The sequence below is a fragment of the Pedobacter agri genome, from assembly GCF_032678665.1.
Lineage (GTDB): Bacteria > Bacteroidota > Bacteroidia > Sphingobacteriales > Sphingobacteriaceae > Pedobacter > Pedobacter agri_A.
Genome location: NZ_JAVTSH010000001.1, coordinates 123992 through 144523 on the forward strand (window position 1 = coordinate 123992; position 20532 = coordinate 144523).

Annotated in this window: 16 protein-coding genes; 11 read left to right on the top strand and 5 right to left on the bottom strand. The window is 37.8% G+C overall.

The genetic code is table 11. From position 1 onward, the window contains the following. Window positions 1-17: 17 nt before the first annotated feature. The 3 genes from R2Q70_RS00665 to msrA all read right to left on the bottom strand — a co-directional run bounded on the left by R2Q70_RS00665 (window position 18) and on the right by msrA (window position 3631). Window positions 18-998 (bottom strand): M28 family peptidase, encoded by a 981-nt coding sequence (locus R2Q70_RS00665; RefSeq protein ID WP_316805767.1) that lies wholly within the window; start codon window positions 996-998, stop codon window positions 18-20. A 102-nt stretch (window positions 999-1100) separates the two neighbouring features. Continuing rightward, window positions 1101-2561, bottom strand: coding sequence for a cysteine--tRNA ligase (cysS, locus tag R2Q70_RS00670; protein WP_316805768.1), 1461 nt, complete (start codon window positions 2559-2561; stop codon window positions 1101-1103). A 470-nt stretch (window positions 2562-3031) separates the two neighbouring features. Next, window positions 3032-3631: a peptide-methionine (S)-S-oxide reductase MsrA gene (gene msrA / locus R2Q70_RS00675; RefSeq protein ID WP_316805769.1), complete on the bottom strand. Its 600-nt coding sequence runs from the start codon at window positions 3629-3631 to the stop codon at window positions 3032-3034. Between the two features lie 247 nt (window positions 3632-3878). Here msrA and R2Q70_RS00680 point away from each other — a divergent pair, with 247 nt between their 5' ends. The 5 genes from R2Q70_RS00680 to R2Q70_RS00700 all read left to right on the top strand — a co-directional run bounded on the left by R2Q70_RS00680 (window position 3879) and on the right by R2Q70_RS00700 (window position 7890). Next, window positions 3879-4841, top strand: coding sequence for an isopenicillin N synthase family dioxygenase (locus R2Q70_RS00680; RefSeq protein WP_316805770.1), 963 nt, complete (start codon window positions 3879-3881; stop codon window positions 4839-4841). 120 nt (window positions 4842-4961) lie between these two features. Beyond that, the gene (locus R2Q70_RS00685) at window positions 4962-5804 is read left to right on the top strand and encodes a DUF6929 family protein (RefSeq protein ID WP_316805771.1); all 843 of its coding nucleotides are present in this window, start codon (window positions 4962-4964) and stop codon (window positions 5802-5804) included. Between the two features lie 12 nt (window positions 5805-5816). Then, entirely contained in the window at window positions 5817-6410 is a 594-nt protein-coding gene (locus tag R2Q70_RS00690; protein WP_316805772.1) for a Crp/Fnr family transcriptional regulator, read from the top strand. Between the two features lie 67 nt (window positions 6411-6477). Continuing rightward, window positions 6478-7197, top strand: coding sequence for a sterol desaturase family protein (locus R2Q70_RS00695; RefSeq protein WP_316805773.1), 720 nt, complete (start codon window positions 6478-6480; stop codon window positions 7195-7197). Window positions 7198-7287: 90 nt separating this feature from the next. Next, window positions 7288-7890 (top strand): hypothetical protein, encoded by a 603-nt coding sequence (locus R2Q70_RS00700; protein WP_316805774.1) that lies wholly within the window; start codon window positions 7288-7290, stop codon window positions 7888-7890. A gap of 46 nt (window positions 7891-7936) precedes the next feature. Here R2Q70_RS00700 and R2Q70_RS00705 read toward each other — a convergent pair whose 3' ends face one another. Both R2Q70_RS00705 and R2Q70_RS00710 read right to left on the bottom strand, forming a co-directional pair. Continuing rightward, window positions 7937-9754, bottom strand: coding sequence for a serine hydrolase domain-containing protein (locus R2Q70_RS00705; protein WP_316805775.1), 1818 nt, complete (start codon window positions 9752-9754; stop codon window positions 7937-7939). Then, window positions 9741-11375, bottom strand: a complete 1635-nt coding sequence (locus R2Q70_RS00710; RefSeq protein WP_316805776.1) for an amidohydrolase — start codon at window positions 11373-11375, stop codon at window positions 9741-9743. The genes R2Q70_RS00705 and R2Q70_RS00710 overlap by 14 nt, the downstream gene beginning before the upstream one ends. 328 nt (window positions 11376-11703) lie before the next feature. Between R2Q70_RS00710 and mutL the strand changes: the two genes are divergently transcribed. From mutL to R2Q70_RS00740, 6 genes are all read left to right on the top strand, one after another. Continuing rightward, window positions 11704-13539 (top strand): DNA mismatch repair endonuclease MutL, encoded by a 1836-nt coding sequence (gene mutL / locus R2Q70_RS00715; protein ID WP_316805777.1) that lies wholly within the window; start codon window positions 11704-11706, stop codon window positions 13537-13539. Between the two features lie 117 nt (window positions 13540-13656). Continuing rightward, complete coding sequence (locus R2Q70_RS00720) at window positions 13657-14370, top strand: rhomboid family intramembrane serine protease (protein WP_316805778.1); 714 nt, start codon at window positions 13657-13659, stop codon at window positions 14368-14370. Further along, window positions 14363-15217, top strand: coding sequence for a rhomboid family intramembrane serine protease (locus R2Q70_RS00725; protein ID WP_316805779.1), 855 nt, complete (start codon window positions 14363-14365; stop codon window positions 15215-15217). Before R2Q70_RS00720 ends, R2Q70_RS00725 begins: the two co-directional genes overlap by 8 nt. Next, a complete protein-coding gene (locus R2Q70_RS00730) occupies window positions 15217-16323 on the top strand; it encodes an endonuclease/exonuclease/phosphatase family protein (RefSeq protein ID WP_316805780.1) in 1107 nt (368 codons plus the stop codon). The genes R2Q70_RS00725 and R2Q70_RS00730 overlap by 1 nt, the downstream gene beginning before the upstream one ends. Window positions 16324-16495: 172 nt before the next feature. Next, window positions 16496-17128 carry an NAD(P)H-dependent oxidoreductase gene (locus R2Q70_RS00735; RefSeq protein WP_316805781.1) on the top strand — a complete coding sequence of 211 codons (633 nt, stop codon included), beginning with the start codon at window positions 16496-16498 and terminating at the stop codon, window positions 17126-17128. A 172-nt stretch (window positions 17129-17300) separates the two neighbouring features. Continuing rightward, window positions 17301-20027: a carboxypeptidase regulatory-like domain-containing protein gene (locus R2Q70_RS00740; protein WP_316805782.1), complete on the top strand. Its 2727-nt coding sequence runs from the start codon at window positions 17301-17303 to the stop codon at window positions 20025-20027. Window positions 20028-20532 lie beyond the last annotated feature (505 nt).

Below are 20532 nucleotides of genomic sequence, written 5' to 3' on the forward strand. Positions count from 1 at the left end.
ATTAACAATTACACATTTTATTTTTCCCTATAGATGGTTTCGAGTACGGTTTGTCCAACTGCTTTTAACGTATTTTTATCAATGTTGGCCAGGTTATCCAATTGTGTATGCCAGTTGATATAGAAGCCACTGTTATCATTATAATGCAGGATATCGATTGACGGCACACCCGCTTTATTCATCCAGAAATGATCATCAACAATATTTCCACTTGGAATACGGACAAAATAAGAGGCATAGCCAATTTCGTTTCCAATATCCCATACCCGATTAACTACCTCGGGTGCCGACTGACGGGAAATCTCATCTTGTGTAAATTGGGCATTTCCACCGCCAACCATATCCAGATTGATGCCGTAAGCAGCTTTGTAACCTGTTGCAATGGCGTTTTTAGCCCAAAACTGTGACCCTAAACACCAGGTGGTTTCATTTGGCGTTTCATCATTAGATTTACCATAATCTTCCAAATCCCACAGCACAAAATCAATCCCTACATTTGGAGCCTTTTGCTGAATCTGGCGAGCCATTTCCAAAATTACACCTACCCCACTCCCACCATCGTTTGCCGCATCAAATGCTTTAGTTTGATTGACAGGATCAGCATCCTGATCTGAAAACGGTCGGGCATCCCAATGCGCACTAATTAACACACGGGTTTTAATTTCAGGATTAAAACTGGCCAAAATATTTTTGAGCGGGAATGTTTTTCCATCATAAGTTTGGGTTTTTTCACCCTGAATTTTTACATCCGCACCGAACGACTTCAATTTCAAAACCAGATAATCAGCACACTTTTGATGGGCAGCCGTACCAGGAATTCGCGGTCCGAAATCAACCTGAGCTTTCACATATTGATAAGCACTGTCCGCATTAAACGCCGGCGATACTAATTTAACAACAGCATCTCCGTCATTTTCCGTCGTTTGGTTGGATTTATTTTTACAAGCCTGAAATCCCAATAATAAGATTAGAGACAGGAATAAAATGTGTTTATTCATTTTTAAAATTTCAGTTAAAAACTAACCTACGCCTTAATCAAAATCAGCAATTAATACAGTGATGATAAAACCAAGACGCTCGAATACAGACGCTCAATGAGCTTAAGCCTTACTCCAGGTAGTTCCTTCTTTACTATCTTTTAACTGGATGCCTAACTCCTGTAAGCCGATTCTAATTTTATCTGATGTAGCATAATCTTTGTTGGCCTTAGCTTCGGTACGCAAATCGATCACCATTTCCAAAACACCATTCAAATCATTGCTACCTGCATCCTCATCTTTTAAACCCAGGATATCAAAAACAAAATCATTGATCAACGCTTTCAATTTTTCTAATGATTCAGCAGAGATTTTTGCTTTACCATCATAAACCGTATTGATAATCCTTACTGCTTCAAACAGTTCTGCAATCAAAATCGGACTGTTAAAATCGTCGTTCATTGCAGCGATACATTTCTCTTTCAATGCATCAATATCGAAATCGTTTTGCTCAGAAACGGTCAGTTTATCCAGTAATCCTGCTGCCGCCATTAACCTGCGGAAACCTTTTTCGGAAGCATCAAGTGCATCGTTAGAAAAATCTAAAGTACTTCTGTAATGTGCCTGCAACATAAAGAACTTAACCGTCATCGGGCTATAACCCTTTTTCAGAAGTGGATGCGCACCTGTAAATAATTCTAAAGGAAGAAAACCATTTCCTGCAGATTTCGACATACGCGTTCCGTTTACCGTAAGCATATTGGTATGCATCCAATAACGGGCAGGCTGTTTGTGGCTGCAAGCTTCCGATTGGGCAATTTCATTGGTATGGTGTGTTGCCGCCAAATCCATTCCGCCGCCATGAATATCAAATTCATCACCCAAATATTTAGCGCTCATGGCCGAACATTCGATATGCCAGCCTGGAAAACCCATGCCCCAGGGCGATTGCCACTGCATCAAAGTTTCAGGTTTTGCTTTAATCCAAAGCGCAAAATCTAATCTGCCGCGTTTTTCATCCTGGCCACCCAATTCACGGGTGTTATTTAACATATCTTCAAGGTTACGATTGGTTAAAATCGTGTAATTATATTCTTTACTATATTTCTCTACATCGAAATAAACGTTTCCATCCACCTCATATCCGTAACCATTGGCAATGATTACTTTAATCATCTCAATTTGCTCAATAATATGCCCGGTAGCAGTTGGCTCAATGCTTGGCGGCAATGTATTAAACATCCGCAGTACATCGTGGAACCCCAAAGTGTATTTTTGTACAATTTCCATTGGCTCCAGTTGCTCCAGTTTAGCACGTTTCGCAAACTTGTCATCGCCCTCATCACGATCGCCTTCCAAATGGCCGGCATCGGTAATGTTGCGCACATAACGCACCTTAAAACCTAAATATTTCAGGTATCTAAAAATTAAATCGAAAGAGATAAAAGTGCGACAGTTGCCTAAATGCACATCGCTATATACGGTAGGACCACAAACATACATCCCCACATGGGCTGCGTTTAGCGGTTGAAAAATTTCTTTTTTGCGTGAAAGCGTATTATAAAGCTGTAAGCCAGTATTCATACTGCAAATGTAATATTTACCAACGTAAAGTTTCAGAAATGCTTCATTGTTTAATTGCCCGGGCGCTTAATTGACAATTTGTAAATTAAAATAAGGATTTGGAAAGGTGCTGAAGTGCAAATCGGAAAATGCAGCCCGTCTTTTCGCTAAATCCCCGATGAAGAAAAAATCGGGGGATATCGCTTCAATACGGTTTATTAAACAAAGTTTTGAGCCATGAAAAGAAAAATGCAAAACTAGATTCGTATTCTGTAAAAAAAAGCTGTTGTGAGATGGCCACGAAACGATGAAAAATCGTTTCTCGCAATGACGAGTGTATTGGTAATACGTGACTTCCCTACCCTTAACGTCATTGCGAAAACATCTCCGATCCTTCAATCGGTATGTTTGTGGCAATCTCCGATTTGCAAAAGCACTAATAACTATGCTTCTAAACGAAAAAAGAATAGCCTTTTAGCAATATGCGAATACTAATTCTTCAGCTTCGCTTTAAAAATCTTTTCAAGCTTTTGCATTTTTGGTAAAATGACCGCTCTGCAATAAGGCTCACTACCATTTTTCAAGTAATAATTCTGATGATAGTTCTCCGCTACATAAAAAGGTTTTGCAGCTTCAACAGCCGTAACCACTGGTTTTCCAAACGCATTGGTTTTGTTCAGCTCCGCTTTATATTTATCAGCCAAAGCTTTTTGTTCTGCATTGTGATAAAAAACTACTGATCTATATTGTGTTCCTGAATCTGCACCCTGGCGGTTTAAAGTTGTTGGATCATGGCTTTTCCAAAAAACTTCCAGTAATTCATCATAAGAAATTACCATTGGATTGTAAGTAATTTCCAAAACTTCTGCATGACCAGTGGCCCCTGTGCAAACCTCTTCGTAAATTGGATTGGCTAAACGCCCTCCTTCATAACCAGATTTTACTGCCGTTACTCCTTTCAATCGTTGAAAAATGGCTTCCGTACACCAAAAACAACCCATACCAAAAGTTGCCTTTTCTGTTTTTTTGCCTTGCGCCTGTGCCTGGTTTAATGCTAAAACCGACAATAAAATTAAAATTATTCGTTTCATGTTGTGTGTGTTGAATTTATGAGCGAGACCTCTCAAACTCAGTATCTATATTACGAAATAAAACTTATCCTAGTTTCCATTCAACCAATAATGGATTTTACATGACAAACCTAACATTTCATAAATTTCTTTGTTTATGTTAATAACTTAAAATACTGTTTATTAATTTTTTAAAGCCATAATATCTCGTCCATCCATACTTATTAACAATTCTTTTTTAAATTCGTACAACATTAAAAATAAAATTATGTCTACACCGTATATTCCTTGTTTGGATTTGGGTTCTTACATCAATGGAACTGAAGAAGAACGTAAAAAATTTTCTGATGAATTGGGCAGAGCCTTCAACGATTCGGGTTTTGTAACCATTACCAACCATGGTTTAAGTCAGGAATTAATTGATAAGCTTTATGAAAACATCAAAGCAGCTTTTTCACTTCCGGTAGAAACCAAACGGAAATACGAAAAACCGGAACTGGCTGGTCAACGCGGCTACACCAGTGCAGGTAAGGAAACCGCTAAAGGTGCCAAAACACCCGATTTAAAAGAATTCTGGCAAATCGGCCAGGAAGTTACCGATGGCGACCCAGTGAAAGACGAGTATCCTGATAACGAAGTTTTGGAAGAGTTACCAGAATTTAACAAAGTTACAGGCGACATCTACAAAAAATTACAGGAAAACGGAACGCATTTATTACGTGCCATTGCAACTTATTTAGAATTGCCTGTTGATTATTTTGATAAACATGTACACAATGGAAATTCAATTTTGAGGGGAATTCACTACTTCCCTATTGAAAATCCGGAATTGATTCCTGATGATGCCGTTCGTGCCGGTGCACATGAAGACATTAACCTGATTACTTTATTAATTGGTGCCAGTGCCGATGGTTTAGAAGTTTTAACCCGCAGCAATGAATGGTTGCCAATTAAAGCACACCATACTGATATCGTTGTAAATGTTGGCGATATGTTGCAACGTTTAACCAACAACAAATTAAAATCAACTACGCACAGGGTGGTGAACCCACCTCGTGAACTCATGAAAACCTCACGTTTTTCAGTTCCATTTTTCCTTCATCCACGCAGCGATATGGACTTGACGAGTTTGCCTTCAACCATTGATGCCGAACATCCAAAAGCCTATAGCGATATGACTGCAGGTGAATATTTGGACGAAAGATTAAGAGAAATTGGATTGAAAAAATAGTTGGAGGTGGAAGTCCTGAGTCAGAAGTCTTGAGTCGGAAGTTCTGAGTCAGAAACCATAGTCCAGATTTGAAATAGAAAAGAATCGATTAAATCGATGCTTTTTTTGTTACTTTAAATTATGCATTCAGTCCATTTGGAAATATTCAGAGAAATTCAAGGCATTGGTTCTGCTTCAGGAATGATCTACCAGCCAAATTTACTTTACATTATTGGCGACAATAGCGGATTTTTAAATGAATACCATCTGAAAAACAACAAGCTAAGAAAAATCCAGATTTTATCTGGCGATAAATTTCAAAGCCTCGAAAACATTCCTAAAGTGCAAAAGCCAGATTTTGAAGTGCTTTGCCAATATGCCGATCAGTTTTATATGCTGGGTTCAGGATCTACTGCAAAAAGAAATTCGTTAATTGCATTTGAACCAAAATCAGGGCGGATTGTGCTCAAAGATTTAACGGAAACTTATCGTAAAATGAAGGCTATCGCTAATGTTGATGATGACAATTTAAATATTGAAGGAGCTGTTTTTACTGGCGAACATTGGATATTATTTAACCGGGGAAATGGAAGTGATGGCAAGAACGGATTGTTCCAGATATTTAATGCAGATTTGGCGAATGCGACAAAAATCGAGTTTAAGCCATTTAGATTACCCAACATTAACCATGTTGAATCAACATTTACAGATGCTGTAATGGTGAACAACGCCATATTTTTCATCTCAACGGCAGAAGATACCAAATCTACTTATGCAGATGGTGAAATTTTAGGCAGTTTTATTGGCAGTATTGATTTGAAATCGCTAAAACTTAATTTTTCACATCGAATTTCGGGATCCCATAAATTTGAAGGAATTTCATTATACCAGGAAACCAATTCGGGAGTAGAATTTTTGCTTTGCGAAGACCGGGATACAGCAGAATTAAAAACGGTGATCTATAAATTAGCGTTATCAATTTAATAGCAAAAATTTATGGTCGATCACTTGCGTGCTTCAAATTACGAAAATCTGTTCAGCCTTTTTAATAACCTCTACCCCTTAAAAGAAGAAATTAAAACAGCCATCATCGCCAATAGCGAAATTATTAAGGTTGGCAAAAAAGTGAAGCTTTTAAGTGTTGGTGAAAGAAGCAATACCATCTATTTTATTGTAAGTGGAGCAGCCAGGATATTCTACCTTAATAAAGAGGGCAAAGAAACAAATACCTGGTTTTTGTTTGAAAACGAGCTTTTAATTTCAGTTTACAGCTTTTACACTGGCAAGCCTAGTTTCGAATATATTGAAACTTTAGAAGACTGTACACTCATCGCTGTGAAAAGAGATAAACTGGATGAGTTATACTTGCAATATATGGAATTCAACTTTTCTGGAAGGAAGTTAACGGAATTTTATCACATGCGTAATGAAATACAAGCGAATGAATTGCGGATGTTAAGCGCCAAAGAACGGTATCAAAACTTATTGGATCGCAATCCCCAACTTTTTCAACGGGTTTCCTTAGGCCACATCGCCTCTTATTTAGGGATTTCTCAAGAAACCTTAAGCAGAATTAGAAAGCAAAAATAATTTTTTGACTTTTGTCAAAAGCCAGCCAAACAACAGCTAATAGATTTGATAAACAAATTTCAAATCTATGTTAGTCATTATTTTTATTGTATTCGGTTTTTGCTTTCTTCTTGAAAGAATTAAACCAGGTTGGAAATTACCAAACGTTTCTACATGGACGATCAGGGTTCTGGGCGTCAATTTCATCCAACTCAGCATTGTGGTTTTAGCAGGCTTCACCTGGGAGAAATGGTTTTCTTCAGTGTCTGTGTTTGAGTTATCTCAATTTGTACCCAACTGGCTCGGAGGAGTTATTGCCTATTTCATTGCTACATTCATTTTTTACTGGTGGCATCGCTGGAGGCATACAGTTGATTTTTTATGGTTAGGATTTCATCAAATTCATCACAGTCCGCAACGTTTGGAGGTAATTACATCGTTTTATAAACACCCCTTAGAAATGACTGTTAATTCCATTATTGGGAGTCTGTTGGTTTATACTCTATTAGGCTTAAACCCTGAAGCTGGAGCAATTTATACTTTATGCACCGCATTAGGTGAGTTTTTCTATCATACCAATGTGAAAACGCCGCAATGGATTGGCTATATTTTCCAGCGACCGGAGATGCATCGTATCCATCATCAATATGAAAAACACAGCAATAACTACAGCGATATTGTTTGGTGGGATATGCTTTTTGGCACTTACGAAAATCCAAAAGAATTTAAAAGCACATGTGGATTTGACAATGAAAAAGAACAAAGGTTATTCGATATGATCAAATTTAAAGATGTACACAAAAGTTAAAATCCTTTAGTTTTTCTATAAGTTGATATCTTTGCCAACCAAGCTAAAATTCTAGCAGCATATTACTATCTTCAGCCAAAATTTAAATTCATGAGAAAACGCTTCTTAACTCTTTTTATCCTTTTATCGGCCTATCACATCTCTTTCTCGCAAACGAAAAGCATTAAAGATGTTTATTGGGACTTTCTGCAAATTAGAATGACAGACACCCAAAAACCTAAAGCAATTCAAATGGCTGAAGAGCTTATTAAAAGAGCTGATGAATTAAATCAAAAGCAATTGGCCAGCGTAACTTATCATTTAGCAAGGCTTTATGAAGAGAACGACCAGATGGCAGCCGCTGTGCCATATTATGAAAAAAGCATTAAATTAACGCCTGGTTATTATGTTCCATACCTGGCGCTAGGTAACCATTATTTCAAAGATTGCCAGGCAATGATTTTAAAAATGAACGCTGCCGTAGATGCGAAGAACGTGGTGATTTACGGCAAAATGGTAGAAGATTACAAAAAACTCAGCACCAAAACGGCCGCATATTTAGAAAAATCTTATGCCTGCGACCCTGATGATTCAACCAAAGGCATCATTACTTACCTCTACCAAACTTCAAAAAATAATGAAGCATTAAAGAATTTTGATGTTAGAGTTAAAAACCTTGCTGCCGATTGCATCACTTTGTTAGATGACGAGTAAAAACAATAAAAGTCCTCGAGGAAGAGGACTTTTATCGTTACGAACATTATTTCTTCGATTCGTCGATTGCTTTATTGATCACATCCTGAATCCTGCCCCTGATTTTTAAGTTTCCGAGCTTATCGCTAACAGTTGGATTAACCCGATTGGAAAGGAAAACATAAACTAAACCCCTTGATGGATCGACCCACACGCAGGTACCTGTATAACCTGTGTGGCCATAAGTTTGTGGCGATGCCAGATTTGATGGATAATGTTTTGTGCTGTCCGGATCCCAGCGATCGAAACCTAAACCACGGCGACTTATGTTTGATTGTTTTGAAGTAAACATATCAACCGTTTCTGGCTTGAAATACTGCGTTCCGCCATACGTACCACGGTTTAAAAGCATTTGATAAATAATGGCTAAATCATTTGCGCTTGAAAATAAACCCGCATGACCGGAAATGCCACCGGCTAAAGCTGCACCCTGATCATGAACATAACCCACCAAAAGTGTTTTTCTGAAATAAGTATCTTGTTCCGTTGGAATAATTTGATCTCTGCTGAAGCGGTTTCGCGGTAAAAATCCTGCGGTTTGCATTCCTAAGGGTTTGTAAAAATTCTCGTAAGTGTATTGGTTCAATGGCTCTTCGCTAATGTGCTCTACAATATCTTTCATCACGTACATACTGATGTCGCTATATACATACTGCCCACGGGTTTTGATCGGTGCATTGAGCATTTTTGGCCACATAAAATCTCTAAAAAAATCTTTTTTAATGTAGTAACCATCGGCAACTTTAGTCGGGAAAGCTACTGTAGAATCAACACTATAATCGCCCGCTTTTACATAATTATGGAAAGGAATATAAGGGATGAAACCTGCCTGATGCAACATCACCTCCCGAACATTGATATTGTTCATGGGCGTGGTGCGGGCTTTAGGAATATATGCCCCGATATTGGTATCTAACTTTAACTTACCTTCTTCGAATAAACGCATCACCGAAGGTGTGGTGGCTGTTACTTTCGTTACCGAAGCCAGGTCAAAAATGTCAGTTACTTTATCTGGAAGATTTGTATCATAAGTATGCGTACCGTAAGCTTTATTAAATATCACTTTACCATCTTTCGCCACTAAAACCACTAAACCTGGCGATGCTTTTTCACGGATGGTTTCTGCCGCTATCGCATCAATCTCTTTCAGGTTATTGGAATTAACGCCGGCATCTTCTGGAACGGTATATTTTAAACGGGTTTTAGTGGTTGTAAAACCTGATCCAACAGTGTATTTTGCTGAAAACGCTTTGGTTAGTTTATTTTCAGCCGCGATACCACCAAAAATATACTGAGGTACAATGGCTGCGGCATCCGCGGTATTCTGAGCGGTCCAGATTACTGGCGACTGCAATAAATCAAATGATTTTAGTGCCGTCCCATTGCCAAAAAGCGCTACAATCACATCTTTTGTTTTCGAAATGCTGTTGATAAAATTAATGTACTTCGCATTATTCGAATTTTGATCATCAATAGAAATTAAAACCGTATTGTAATACTTCAAATCATCTTCAAGATTGTTCAGGTTTACACTGTCTTTGTATAATGCTGCAGAAAATGAGGTCACTTTATCGTACTTATTGGCCAGACTATCAAAAATCAAACTATAAGAAAAGCCTAAATTAACCGAAGCAATATTTTTTTTATCCAGCGATTTTAAGGGAACTATATCATCCTGATTATTCAGCAAGATGGTGCTTTGGCTAATGCTATTGGCTATAGATAGTTTTTTCTCGTTGTTTGCATGCTCCTGGGCACAAGCCATTAAACATAAAATATTAAAGAAACTAGCTGCTGCCAGAATGAATAATCTATTTCGCTTCATATACTTTTTCTCCGTTCAAATAGGTTTTTAAAACTTTGGTTTTTAAGATATTTTGAGGTGTCGACTTCAAAATATCATGATCAAGGATCACAAAATCGGCAAATTTTCCTTTTTCTAAACTTCCTTTTTCATTTTCCTCAAAATTAGCTTTTGCAGCCCAAATGGTCATTCCCCTCAATGCCTCTTCAGGCGTTAGGGCATTTTCCATCTGAAAACCTCCTTTCGGAAAGCCTTTTGCATCTGCCCTCACTGTTGCAGCATAAAACGTTAATAATGGATTAATGTTTTCCACCGGAAAATCTGTCCCCAACGGAATCCATCCGTTTTGCTTTAACAATTGTTTATAGGCATAGGCATCTTTTACCCTGTTTTTGCCTAACCTTTCCCCTGCCCAATACATATCAGAAGTGGCATGCGTGGGTTGTACAGATGGGATCACATTGGCTTTCCCGAACAGACTGAAATCATCTGGGTTTACCACCTGTGCATGTTCAATTCTCCAGCGTTTATCGTTTTTCCCTTTGAGCACTTTATTGTAGATATTAAGCATTACGCGATTGGCCGAATCGCCTATGGCATGGGTACACATTTGAAAATTATGTGCTGCAATTTTTTCTGCCACTGCTTCAAAATGTTTCTGAGTGCTTAATAAAAAACCACTTTTAGTTGGCATATCACTATAAGGATACAACAAGCAAGCACCACGTGATCCCAATGCGCCATCGGCATAAACCTTAAATGAACGCACATTCAGCCGATCGGTTTTAATTGCCCCACGTTTAAACAAATAGTCATAATTTTGCTGTTCATCGGCTAACATCACATACAAACGCATTTTTAACTTATTTTCCTTCTGCAATTTTTCAATAAAATCTACCGCCTGAAATGGTAAGCCACAATCGTCAATGGTGGTTAACCCGGCAGCAAAGCAATTTGTCTGTGCATCGGTAAAAATTTTCTCTGCCAATTTTGCATCGGGCGATGGAATTTTGCGATCCACCAACCCCACGGCATTATCAATTAAAACGCCTGTTAATTTTCCGTTTTGGGTGAGCATATCTCCACCGACCAGTGTTTGCTCGCCTTTTATTCCAGCGGCATCAAAAGCTTTTTGGTTAACCACCGCAGCATGACCATCAATTCTGTTCAATAGCACTGGCCGGTTAGGAAACAGTTGGGTTAATTTTTCATTTGTTGGGAAAGCTTTATTATCCCAATCGTTTTGATCCCAGCCGTTGCCAATTAACCATCCATCAGGATGTGTTTTTGCAAAATCGGTCAGTCGCTTTAAAACCTCTCCCCATGATTTTGTTTCACGCAAGTCAGCAGTTTGCAAGCTTTGCCCGTAGCCAAAAAAATGTGCATGTGCATCAATAAAACCAGGGTAAACTGATTTTCCATCAGCATTAATCTCATCTTTGGCTTCATATTCTGCCTGAATATCTTTTGATGAGCCAGTGGCCAGGATTTTTCCGTTTTTTACCGCAAAGGCCTCAACGGTATCGAAGCTATTGTTAACAGTATAAACAACTGCATTGTAAACAATTAGGTCGGCTTGTTCTTTTTTAACACAAGAGGAAAATAAAGCAACAAACAATGGGATGTATAAAAGGGATTTCATACTGTTAAAGATAGAAAATTGAAATCATTTGCGATTGTAAAATCAAGATGACGCACAAGCCGTCTATTTTCTGAACTTCATTTTAAATCTTTAAGATAAATGGACGATGAAGCAGCAGTTTAGGCAGTCGCCCGCAATTTTTTCACGTTGTTAAGTTATTATACTAACCAAAGAAACCAGCTTAACGAGTGAGATTGCATCCCCTTTCCACACTTCCTGCTGCCAACGTACGGCAAAACCGCCAAGTCATTTACATGTTGAGTTTTAAACAAATCGTCAGCCTTAAGCTTATTTTACATAATTTAGCACATTCACTTTGCCCTAATACATGACTGATATTATTCACTTATTGCCTGATGCTGTTGCCAATCAAATTGCTGCCGGAGAAGTTGTTCAACGACCTGCTTCTGCGGTAAAAGAATTACTAGAAAATTCAATTGATGCGGGCGCAGATAAAATTCAACTGGTGATAAAGGATGCTGGAAAAGCATTGATTCAGATTATAGACAATGGCTGCGGAATGAGCGTTACCGATGCCCGAATGTGCTTTGAACGCCATGCTACTTCGAAAGTTAAAAAGGCCGAAGATTTGTTCGCCATTCGCACCATGGGTTTTCGTGGTGAAGCCATGGCTTCCATCGCCGCAATTTCGCAAGTAGAGATGAAAACCCGCAGGCATGAAGACGAAATCGGAACCTGCATTTCCATTGAAGGTGCTGTGGTAACTGCTCAGGAACCAGTAGCCACACCTGCCGGAACGCAGATTGCCATTAAAAACCTGTTTTTTAATACGCCTGCCCGCCGGAACTTTCTAAAAAGCAATCCGGTAGAAATGCGTCATATTATCGATGAATTTCAGCGGGTGGCTTTGGCTCATCCAGGTGTGTTTTTTAGTCTGCATCATGATGGTACCGAGATTTTCAATCTTCCAAAAGGCAATTTAAAACAACGTATTGTACATCTCTTTGGCAACAATTACAATGAACGTTTGGTGCCAGTTGAAGAAGAAACGACCATCATTAACCTAAAAGGATATATTGGCAAGCCAGCTTTCGCCAAGAAAACACGTGGCGAACAATTCTTTTTTGTAAACAATCGTTTCATAAAAGACCCATACCTTAACCATGCGGTGAGTTCGGCATTCGACGATCTTTTGCCTGATGACAGTTACCCGCTTTATGTGTTGTTTATCGAAATCGATCCATCGAAAATCGATGTAAACGTTCATCCCACCAAAACGGAAATTAAGTACTTAGATGAGAAATCTATTTATGCGATTATGAAATCGGCGGTAAAACGTTCCATCGGCAGGTATAATATTTCACCTACTTTAGATTTTGATCAGGAAACTGGTTTTAGCAATATGATCACGCAAAAAGCGGTTGAGGATATTGTTCCACCAAGCATCAATTTTAATCCCGATTTTAATCCCTTTGCCAGCGACAGCAGTTCGACATCAGGTTATGCCTCATCGCCAAGAAATTATGAAGCCAAACCGAGTGCTAAAAATTGGGGCTCGCTTTACGAAATTGTCGAACAACCAGTTGTAGAACAAACCACTTTTTATGCAGATGAGACAATTTTAGAAACGAAACAGAAGCAATACATGCAGTTGCACAATCGCTACATCGTTTCACAAATCAAATCGGGCTTAATGGTGATCGATCAACAAATGGCACATGAACGTATTCTTTATGAGCGATTTCTTGTACATTTAGATGATCGCAAAGGGGCATCGCAACAAAGCTTATTTCCGCAAACCATCACCCTAAACGCCAATGATTTTGAACTGGCAAAAAGTTTACTGGATGATATAAAAAGTTTAGGTTTCGATGTACGTGAATTTGGAAAAAATACGTTGGTTGTAGAAGGTGTTCCGGTCGATCTGGGTAGCAGCAACATCAACGAAACACAGTTATTTGAACAATTAATTGAAGGTTTTAAAAACTCTCAGCAAGAACTGAAGTTAACTAAGCGTGATAGCTTAGCCAGAACACTGGCTAAAAACAGTGCAATAAAAGCAGGCACCGCTTTAGCACAGGAGGAAATGAATACTTTAATTGATGAACTTTTCGCCTGCAAAACACCAAATTTTAGTGTAAGCGGCAAACCAATAATCCAAACCATTACCTTAGGAGAATTGGATAAAAAGTTTGAGAAGTAGAGTAAGAAGCGAGGAGTAAAGAGCAAGGAGTAAAGAGTAAGGAACAAGGAACAAGGAACAAAGAGTAAGGAGCAAATAACGAGGAATAAAAACCTGATTACAGACAACAAAAATTAAATGAATAACATACATATCCCACCAATAGTTAAAAACCTACTAATAATTAATATTTTATTTTTTGTAGCAACGTTGGTATTTAATGCAAATAACTCCTACCCTTTTGTAGAGTGGTTTGCTGTCTATTTTTATGCTTCTCCGGATTTTAAAATATGGCAAGTGTTTAGTTACATGTTTATGCACAGCCCGGTAAATTACTTTCACATCATTTTCAACATGTTTGCACTCTACAGTTTTGGCAGTATTTTGGAGAATAAATGGGGAGGCAAAAAATTTCTATTTTTTTATTTTATTACTGGATTAGGTGCTTTGGCCTTACAATGGGCAGTTCAATCATTCGAAGTATATCAAAGCGTTGGGCACATTATTACAGATATTACCAATTACATACCTAAAAGCAGAGAGCAGGCCGAGCTACTGTCTAGCATATATTATGGGCCAATGTTAGGGGCTTCCGGAGCCGTATTTGGTTTATTGGTTGCCTTTGGTATGCTATATCCGAATGCCGAGCTGTATATTATGTTTATCCCTGTTCCTGTAAAAGCAAAGTACATTATGCCCTTTTATATTTTACTGGAATTATTTTTGGGTGTAAAACAATTTGAAGGCGATTCAGTAGCCCACTACGCTCACCTTGGTGGTGCATTAATTGGCTTTATTTTAGTTAAAATCTGGAAGGATAAAAACACAAACTTTTATACTTACTATGAATAATACGGTTAGAGATTTAAAATTTAAAATTTTTCAATCAGGTAATCCGCTGTTCCTATATATCGGGTTAAATGTGATCATCTTTTTAGTAACTTCTATTATTGCTGTAATTCTCTTTTTAGGAAAAACAGATTTTATGATGAGTGATTGGGTAAGGGATTATTTTGGTGTACCTGCCAGAATTGAATCATTACCAACGCGTTTCTACACCATAATAACCTACATGTTTTTTCACGAAGGATTTCTTCATTTGCTTTTTAACATGTTGGGGCTGTTTTGGTTCGGCAACATTTTTATGAATTTTTTGAAGAGCCGACAGTTTCATTTTGTTTATCTAGCCGGAGGTTTGGTTGGTGCACTTATCTATATCGCTGGCTTAAACCTTATTCCGGTTTTTAACGGCGGTTTAATTGGTCAAACGGTTATCGGTTCTTCGGCAGCCGTAATGGCAATAATTGTGGCCACTGCTACATTAGTACCTAACTACAGCATTGTATTAATGCTATTTGGCGAAGTTAAAATTAAATGGGTTGCCATTGCCTACTTTCTCATTTCATTTTTAGGCTTATCATCTGCAAATGCAGGAGGAAATTTAGCACATATTGGCGGTGCATTACTGGGTTTTATCTTTATCAAAAGTTTACAAAAAGGCAGCGACTGGAGCAAGATTTTTGAACGCAAACCTAAATTACGGGTGGTAAAACATGAAAAACCTATCCCTAAAAAACCGGTTTTCAATGATGTTTCTCAACAGGAAATTGATGCCATTTTAGACAAGATATCTTCCTCTGGTTATGATAAGTTATCAGCAACAGAAAAAGAAAAACTTTTTAAAGCAAGCAAAGATTAATGGCAAAAAAGAAATACAATTTCTTGGATAAACTGTTATTGCCCATTGCAATTCTGTTGGCTATAGCATTAATACTCGGTACAGTTGCAGGCAATATGGATCCCCGCAAACATGCCCTTATTGCTTTCTTTGGCTTAGCTTATCCATACGTATTGTTTTTTCACATTGTATTTTTAGCCTGGTGGTGCATCAGCAAAAAATGGATTTTCGCCATTGCAAGTGTTATCATTATAATGTTTGGCTTAAAAACCTTAAAAGCCACATTTGCTTTTGGCGGGGATAAAGGTGGGGCAGAGAAGGTAGAGAATAGCATTAGGATGATGACTTATAATGTGCATACCTTTAAACTTTACGGTGGCGAAAATGATGAATCGGTAAAAGATAAAATGCTTAAGGTAGTTAAGGATGAAAATCCTGACATTATTTGTTTTCAGGAATTTTACACCCGCTACAAAGGTAATTTCGACATCATTGATAGCTTAAAAACGGCTTTGAAGCTCAAACATTTTTATTTTGTGCCCACCAATAAAAACGATTATGAAGCTTACGGCTTAGCCATATTTTCCAAATATCCAATCATCAATAGTGGTAAAATTCCTTTTGTTGATGGCTTTAACGGAAACATGAGTATTTATGCCGATTTAAACGTTAAAGGGAAAACTTTAAGGGTGTATAATGTGCACTTTCAATCTATCTCATTTGAAAAGCAGGATTACGAATACCTTGATAAGGTGAAAGAAATGAATACCCAGCTGCAACCTTCGAAACGTATTTTAAGGATGCTTAAAAGTGCATTTTTAAAACGTAGCGGCCAGGTTGACCTGATGAAAAAAGAAATGGCTTCATGTAAAACGCCTTATCTAATTGCCGGCGACTTTAATGATACACCAGCCTCTTATGTGGTTACGCAAATTGCCGAAAATTTAAATAATGCATTTATAAAAAAGGGTTCAGGCATGGGTAAAACCTATAACGGTAAGTTCCCTAATTTTCAAATTGATTATATTCTTACTTCGAAAGAACTGGAAGTACTAAATTATAACATCACTGCGGCTAAATTGTCTGATCACTTCCCTGTTAGAAGCGACCTGAAATTTACCCCATAAAATCAATTTCCCTCTTCCCCACTTTTTTCTTTCCAACTAACTATTTTCCATCTCCTATTCTCCATTCCCATTACCCATTTTCCTATTCCCTAATCTCCAATTTTCTTACCATACATCAACAATACAAAAAATAGTTATACTGATATTTGGCTCATAAAAATTGAATAATCCCATGAGTTTAATAGATGCACTAAATTGGCGTTATGCCGTAAAAAAAATGAATGGTCAACCGGTAGAACAAGAAAAGGTTGATCAAATTATAAAAGCCGCTTCGTTGGCTCCAACTTCGTCTGGTTTACAGCCATTCAAAATAATTGTGATCACTAATCAGGAGTTGAAAGAAAAAATTGCACCGATTGCATTCAACCAATCTCAAGTGATCGATTCTTCTCACTTATTGGTTTTTGCTGCGCAAGAAAATTATACTGAAGAAGGAATAGATGCGGTTTTCAACAGGATGAATACAGAACGTGGTTTACCTTTAGATACTACTGATGATTACAAAAACCAGTTGAAAGGCATGATTCTGTCAAGATCAGCAGAAGAAAACTTCAACCATGCGGCTAAACAGGCATATATTGCCTTTGGTATTGCACTTGCAGAAGCTGCGTCACTGAAAGTGGATGCCACCCCGATGGAAGGTTTTAATGCTCCTCAACTTGATGAATTATTGGGTTTGGGAGAAAAGCACTTAAAGAGCGTTACGTTATTGCCATTAGGTTACAGAGATGAAGCCGGAGACTGGTTGGTTAACCTTAAAAAGGTACGCAAGCCCTTAAACGAATTTGTAATTGAATACAAATAAGAATTTCAAATCTTAAAATATCATCAGCGGGTTACGTCAAGTAGCCCGCTTTTTTTGTGCCATCATTTAAAAAAGTAATTTCCTTTTGTAAAAAAATGTTAAACATTGTTACAATTTAGGCGCTCTATTTTTAATTGGATATATTTACCCATTAGTATTTAATTTCCAATTCATGAAGATTTTTAGATTATCGTTTTTAATACTCTCCATTCTATCATTACTAAATTTATCTTCGTCGGCACAAACCGATACCGTTAGTATAAACACCTTAATCGCGAAAACCAATAAAGTTTTGAACGATTACCCTACTGAAAAAATATACCTTCATTTTGATAAACCTTATTATGCCATAGCAGATACCGTTTGGTTTAAGGCTTACGTTACCGAAAATCAAAATTTTTTATCAGGCTTAAGCAAAATTGTATATGTTGATGTGATCAATCAAAAAGATTCGCTGATTCAAACCCTAAAACTACCCATTACTGGTGGCGTAGCAAACGGAAGTTTCCCTTTAGATCAGGTCAACTACAAACAAGGTAATTATCATATTCGTGCTTACACCTTGTGGATGATGAATTTTGAAGATCCAAGTTATTTTAATAAAACATTTTTCGTTGGTGAAGCCATTGATAAGGAAGTAAAAACCCACATCACTTACAAAAACACGTCGACTGATAAATTGGAAAAAATCGATGCCCGCGTGCAGTTTAAGGATGCCAATAATAAACCCTATGCTAACAGAAACGTGAGCTGGCAGGTAGTTACGAGTTTTACCGTAATTGCCAAAGGACGTGGCACAACCGATGCAAATGGTTATCTAACCATCGCAATGTCGGCAAACCAGAAGGCCGAATACCAATTGAAAAAAGGTGAACTGATAACCTCTTTAAATACCACTGAAAAAGATATCGTTTATAATAATTTTCCGTTAAACAACGCCATTGTTAGCAAAGATTTTCAACTTTTTCCTGAAGGCGGAACCCTGATTGCGGGTTTAACCAATAAGGTAGCTTTTAAAGCCATTAAAAGTGATGGCTTGGGCATCAATTCAAAAGGAACAGTTACCGATAATGATGGTAAACAAGTAGCTACTTTTACGTCGCAACATTTAGGTATGGGAAGTTTTAACTTGCTTGCAGAAAGTGGTAAAACTTACAAGGCCAACGTTACCTATTCAGATGGCACTACAGGAAGCTACAATTTGCCTGAGGTTAAAGCATCTGGAGTAACCGTTAGCATTGATAATAGTAATGCAGAAAATGTACTCGTAAAAATTATTTCCAACGATGCATTTTATGATCAAAACCGCACTAAAAAACTTTATTTGGTGGCACAAAGTAAAGGTGTAATCTGCTATGGTGCCCAAACGGCATTATCAACTAAAGAATACAGCACCACGATTCCAAAATCTAAATTCCCGATGGGTATCGCCCAGTTTACGTTATTTACCGATGCAGGTAAACCTTTAAGCGAACGTTTGGTTTTTGTACAGAATAAAAACACACTAAACCTGGCGCTATCTACCCCTACGCCGACATCTGGAATCAAGAAAAAAGTAAAAGTTAACCTAACCGCTAAAAAAGATGGCGCCCCGGTTGAAGGAACGTTTTCTGTTTCGGTAATCGACGAGAGTAAAGTTCCATCCAGTGAAGATGGCGCAACAACCATTTTAACAGGACTACTACTGAGCAGTGATTTGAAAGGTTATATCGAAAAACCAAACTATTATTTCAATGCACCAGACGCCAAAAAAAATGCAGATTTAGATGTGCTTCTCCTAACACAGGGTTATCGCAGTTTTAAGTACACTGATATTTTAGGTGGAGGCTTGCCAAAAATTACATTTTTACCAGAACAGGGAATTGAATTATCGGGTGTGTTAAGAATGACCAATGGTATCCCGGTTAGAAAGGGAACACTTTTAGTAACTATACCTGATAAACGCTTCAATACACAAATTACTACAGACCCGGTTGGTAACTTCAAAGTGCAAAACCTGGTATTAAACGATTCATCGAAAGTTACAGTTTCTGCAAAATACAATGTAAACTATAAGGCGATGGCCATTAGCTTAAACGGATCGCCGGTACCAGCATTAACCAGAAATTTTAGTGCAGCAGAAGAGGTTGTCAATATCGACAGTGCCCTCACTACTTACTTAGATAATAGTAAAAGGCAATACGCTTACCTGCACACGCTTAAAGATGTAACCATTAAAGCAGCAACCATTCCTAAAGTTAGCCATAAAGATTATCCGGCGTTAAGTGGCTTAAGCCAGATAGCAGATCATGAAATTACTGGCGATAGATTACAAGGCTGTAACTTACTGATTAACTGCTTACAAACTTTAATGCCTGGTGTAACTTTTATGGATAATAATTTTTATGTAAGCAGAGATTATAACCAGGGAAACAGAATACCCATGGGCGTTTTTATTAATGGGATGAATGTGGATGTAAATCAGATTAACACCTTAAACGCAAATGAAATCGAATCTATCGAAATATTCTTAAGAGACCAACTGGGTTTAGTGAATAGAGCCAATAATGTAAACGGGGTGATTGTGATTAACCAGAAGAAAGCGCCGAAAGGCCAAAAAATATCGAAAGCCCAACTTTTAGACATGTTACCTAAAAGCTATGAGCTAACGTTTTCACCCCAGGGTTATAATAAAGAAAGGGAATTTTATTCTCCACGTTATGATGTACCGGCAAACATGAATAGAAATGATTTGCGCACAACGATCTACTGGAATCCGAAAATTATTACCGATGCCACCGGAAATTCATCATTTGAGTTTTACAATGCTGATGGAAAAGGACAGTACAAAGTGATTATTGAGGGGATTGATGGCAATGGCAATCTAGGTCGATCGGTATTGAGATATTTGGTAAAATAAAATTGAGGTTTTTACTGTGGATTAAAAATCCACGGCTCTAAGGTCGAGATTGCAAATCTCGACCAACTATAGATTGCAAATCTCGACCAACTTTGTTAGGACTCAAGTCAGCCTGAATTTATTTCAAGATCTTTCCTGTAAAAAGTACTAAACAAATTGGCACCTACTTGTGGATTGTAAATCCACGGCTCTAAGGTCGAGATTGCAAATCTCGACCAACAATAGATTGCAAATCTCGACCAACTTTGTTAGGACTCACGTCACCCTGAATTTATTTCAGGGTCTTTCTTGTAAGAAAGTACTAAAACAAATTGGCACCTACTTGTCGATTCTAAATCCACGGTACAAAGGTCGAGATTGCACATCTCGACCAACTATGGATTGCAAATCTCGACCAACTCTGTTAGAACTCACGTCACCCTGAATTTATTTCAGGGTCTTCCTGTAAAAAAATACTAAAAAATTGGCACCTACATGTGGATTTCAAATCCACGGTTCCAAGGTC

Coding starts and splice junctions, on each gene's coding strand:
- R2Q70_RS00665 (WP_316805767.1), bottom strand. CDS start 998: ATGAATAAACACATTTTATTCCTGTCTCTAATCTTATTATTGGGATTT.
- cysS (WP_316805768.1), bottom strand. CDS start 2,561: ATGAATACTGGCTTACAGCTTTATAATACGCTTTCACGCAAAAAAGAA.
- msrA (WP_316805769.1), bottom strand. CDS start 3,631: ATGAAACGAATAATTTTAATTTTATTGTCGGTTTTAGCATTAAACCAG.
- R2Q70_RS00680 (WP_316805770.1), top strand. CDS start 3,879: ATGTCTACACCGTATATTCCTTGTTTGGATTTGGGTTCTTACATCAAT.
- R2Q70_RS00685 (WP_316805771.1), top strand. CDS start 4,962: ATGCATTCAGTCCATTTGGAAATATTCAGAGAAATTCAAGGCATTGGT.
- R2Q70_RS00690 (WP_316805772.1), top strand. CDS start 5,817: ATGGTCGATCACTTGCGTGCTTCAAATTACGAAAATCTGTTCAGCCTT.
- R2Q70_RS00695 (WP_316805773.1), top strand. CDS start 6,478: ATGTTAGTCATTATTTTTATTGTATTCGGTTTTTGCTTTCTTCTTGAA.
- R2Q70_RS00700 (WP_316805774.1), top strand. CDS start 7,288: ATGAGAAAACGCTTCTTAACTCTTTTTATCCTTTTATCGGCCTATCAC.
- R2Q70_RS00705 (WP_316805775.1), bottom strand. CDS start 9,754: ATGAAGCGAAATAGATTATTCATTCTGGCAGCAGCTAGTTTCTTTAAT.
- R2Q70_RS00710 (WP_316805776.1), bottom strand. CDS start 11,375: ATGAAATCCCTTTTATACATCCCATTGTTTGTTGCTTTATTTTCCTCT.
- mutL (WP_316805777.1), top strand. CDS start 11,704: ATGACTGATATTATTCACTTATTGCCTGATGCTGTTGCCAATCAAATT.
- R2Q70_RS00720 (WP_316805778.1), top strand. CDS start 13,657: ATGAATAACATACATATCCCACCAATAGTTAAAAACCTACTAATAATT.
- R2Q70_RS00725 (WP_316805779.1), top strand. CDS start 14,363: ATGAATAATACGGTTAGAGATTTAAAATTTAAAATTTTTCAATCAGGT.
- R2Q70_RS00730 (WP_316805780.1), top strand. CDS start 15,217: ATGGCAAAAAAGAAATACAATTTCTTGGATAAACTGTTATTGCCCATT.
- R2Q70_RS00735 (WP_316805781.1), top strand. CDS start 16,496: ATGAGTTTAATAGATGCACTAAATTGGCGTTATGCCGTAAAAAAAATG.
- R2Q70_RS00740 (WP_316805782.1), top strand. CDS start 17,301: ATGAAGATTTTTAGATTATCGTTTTTAATACTCTCCATTCTATCATTA.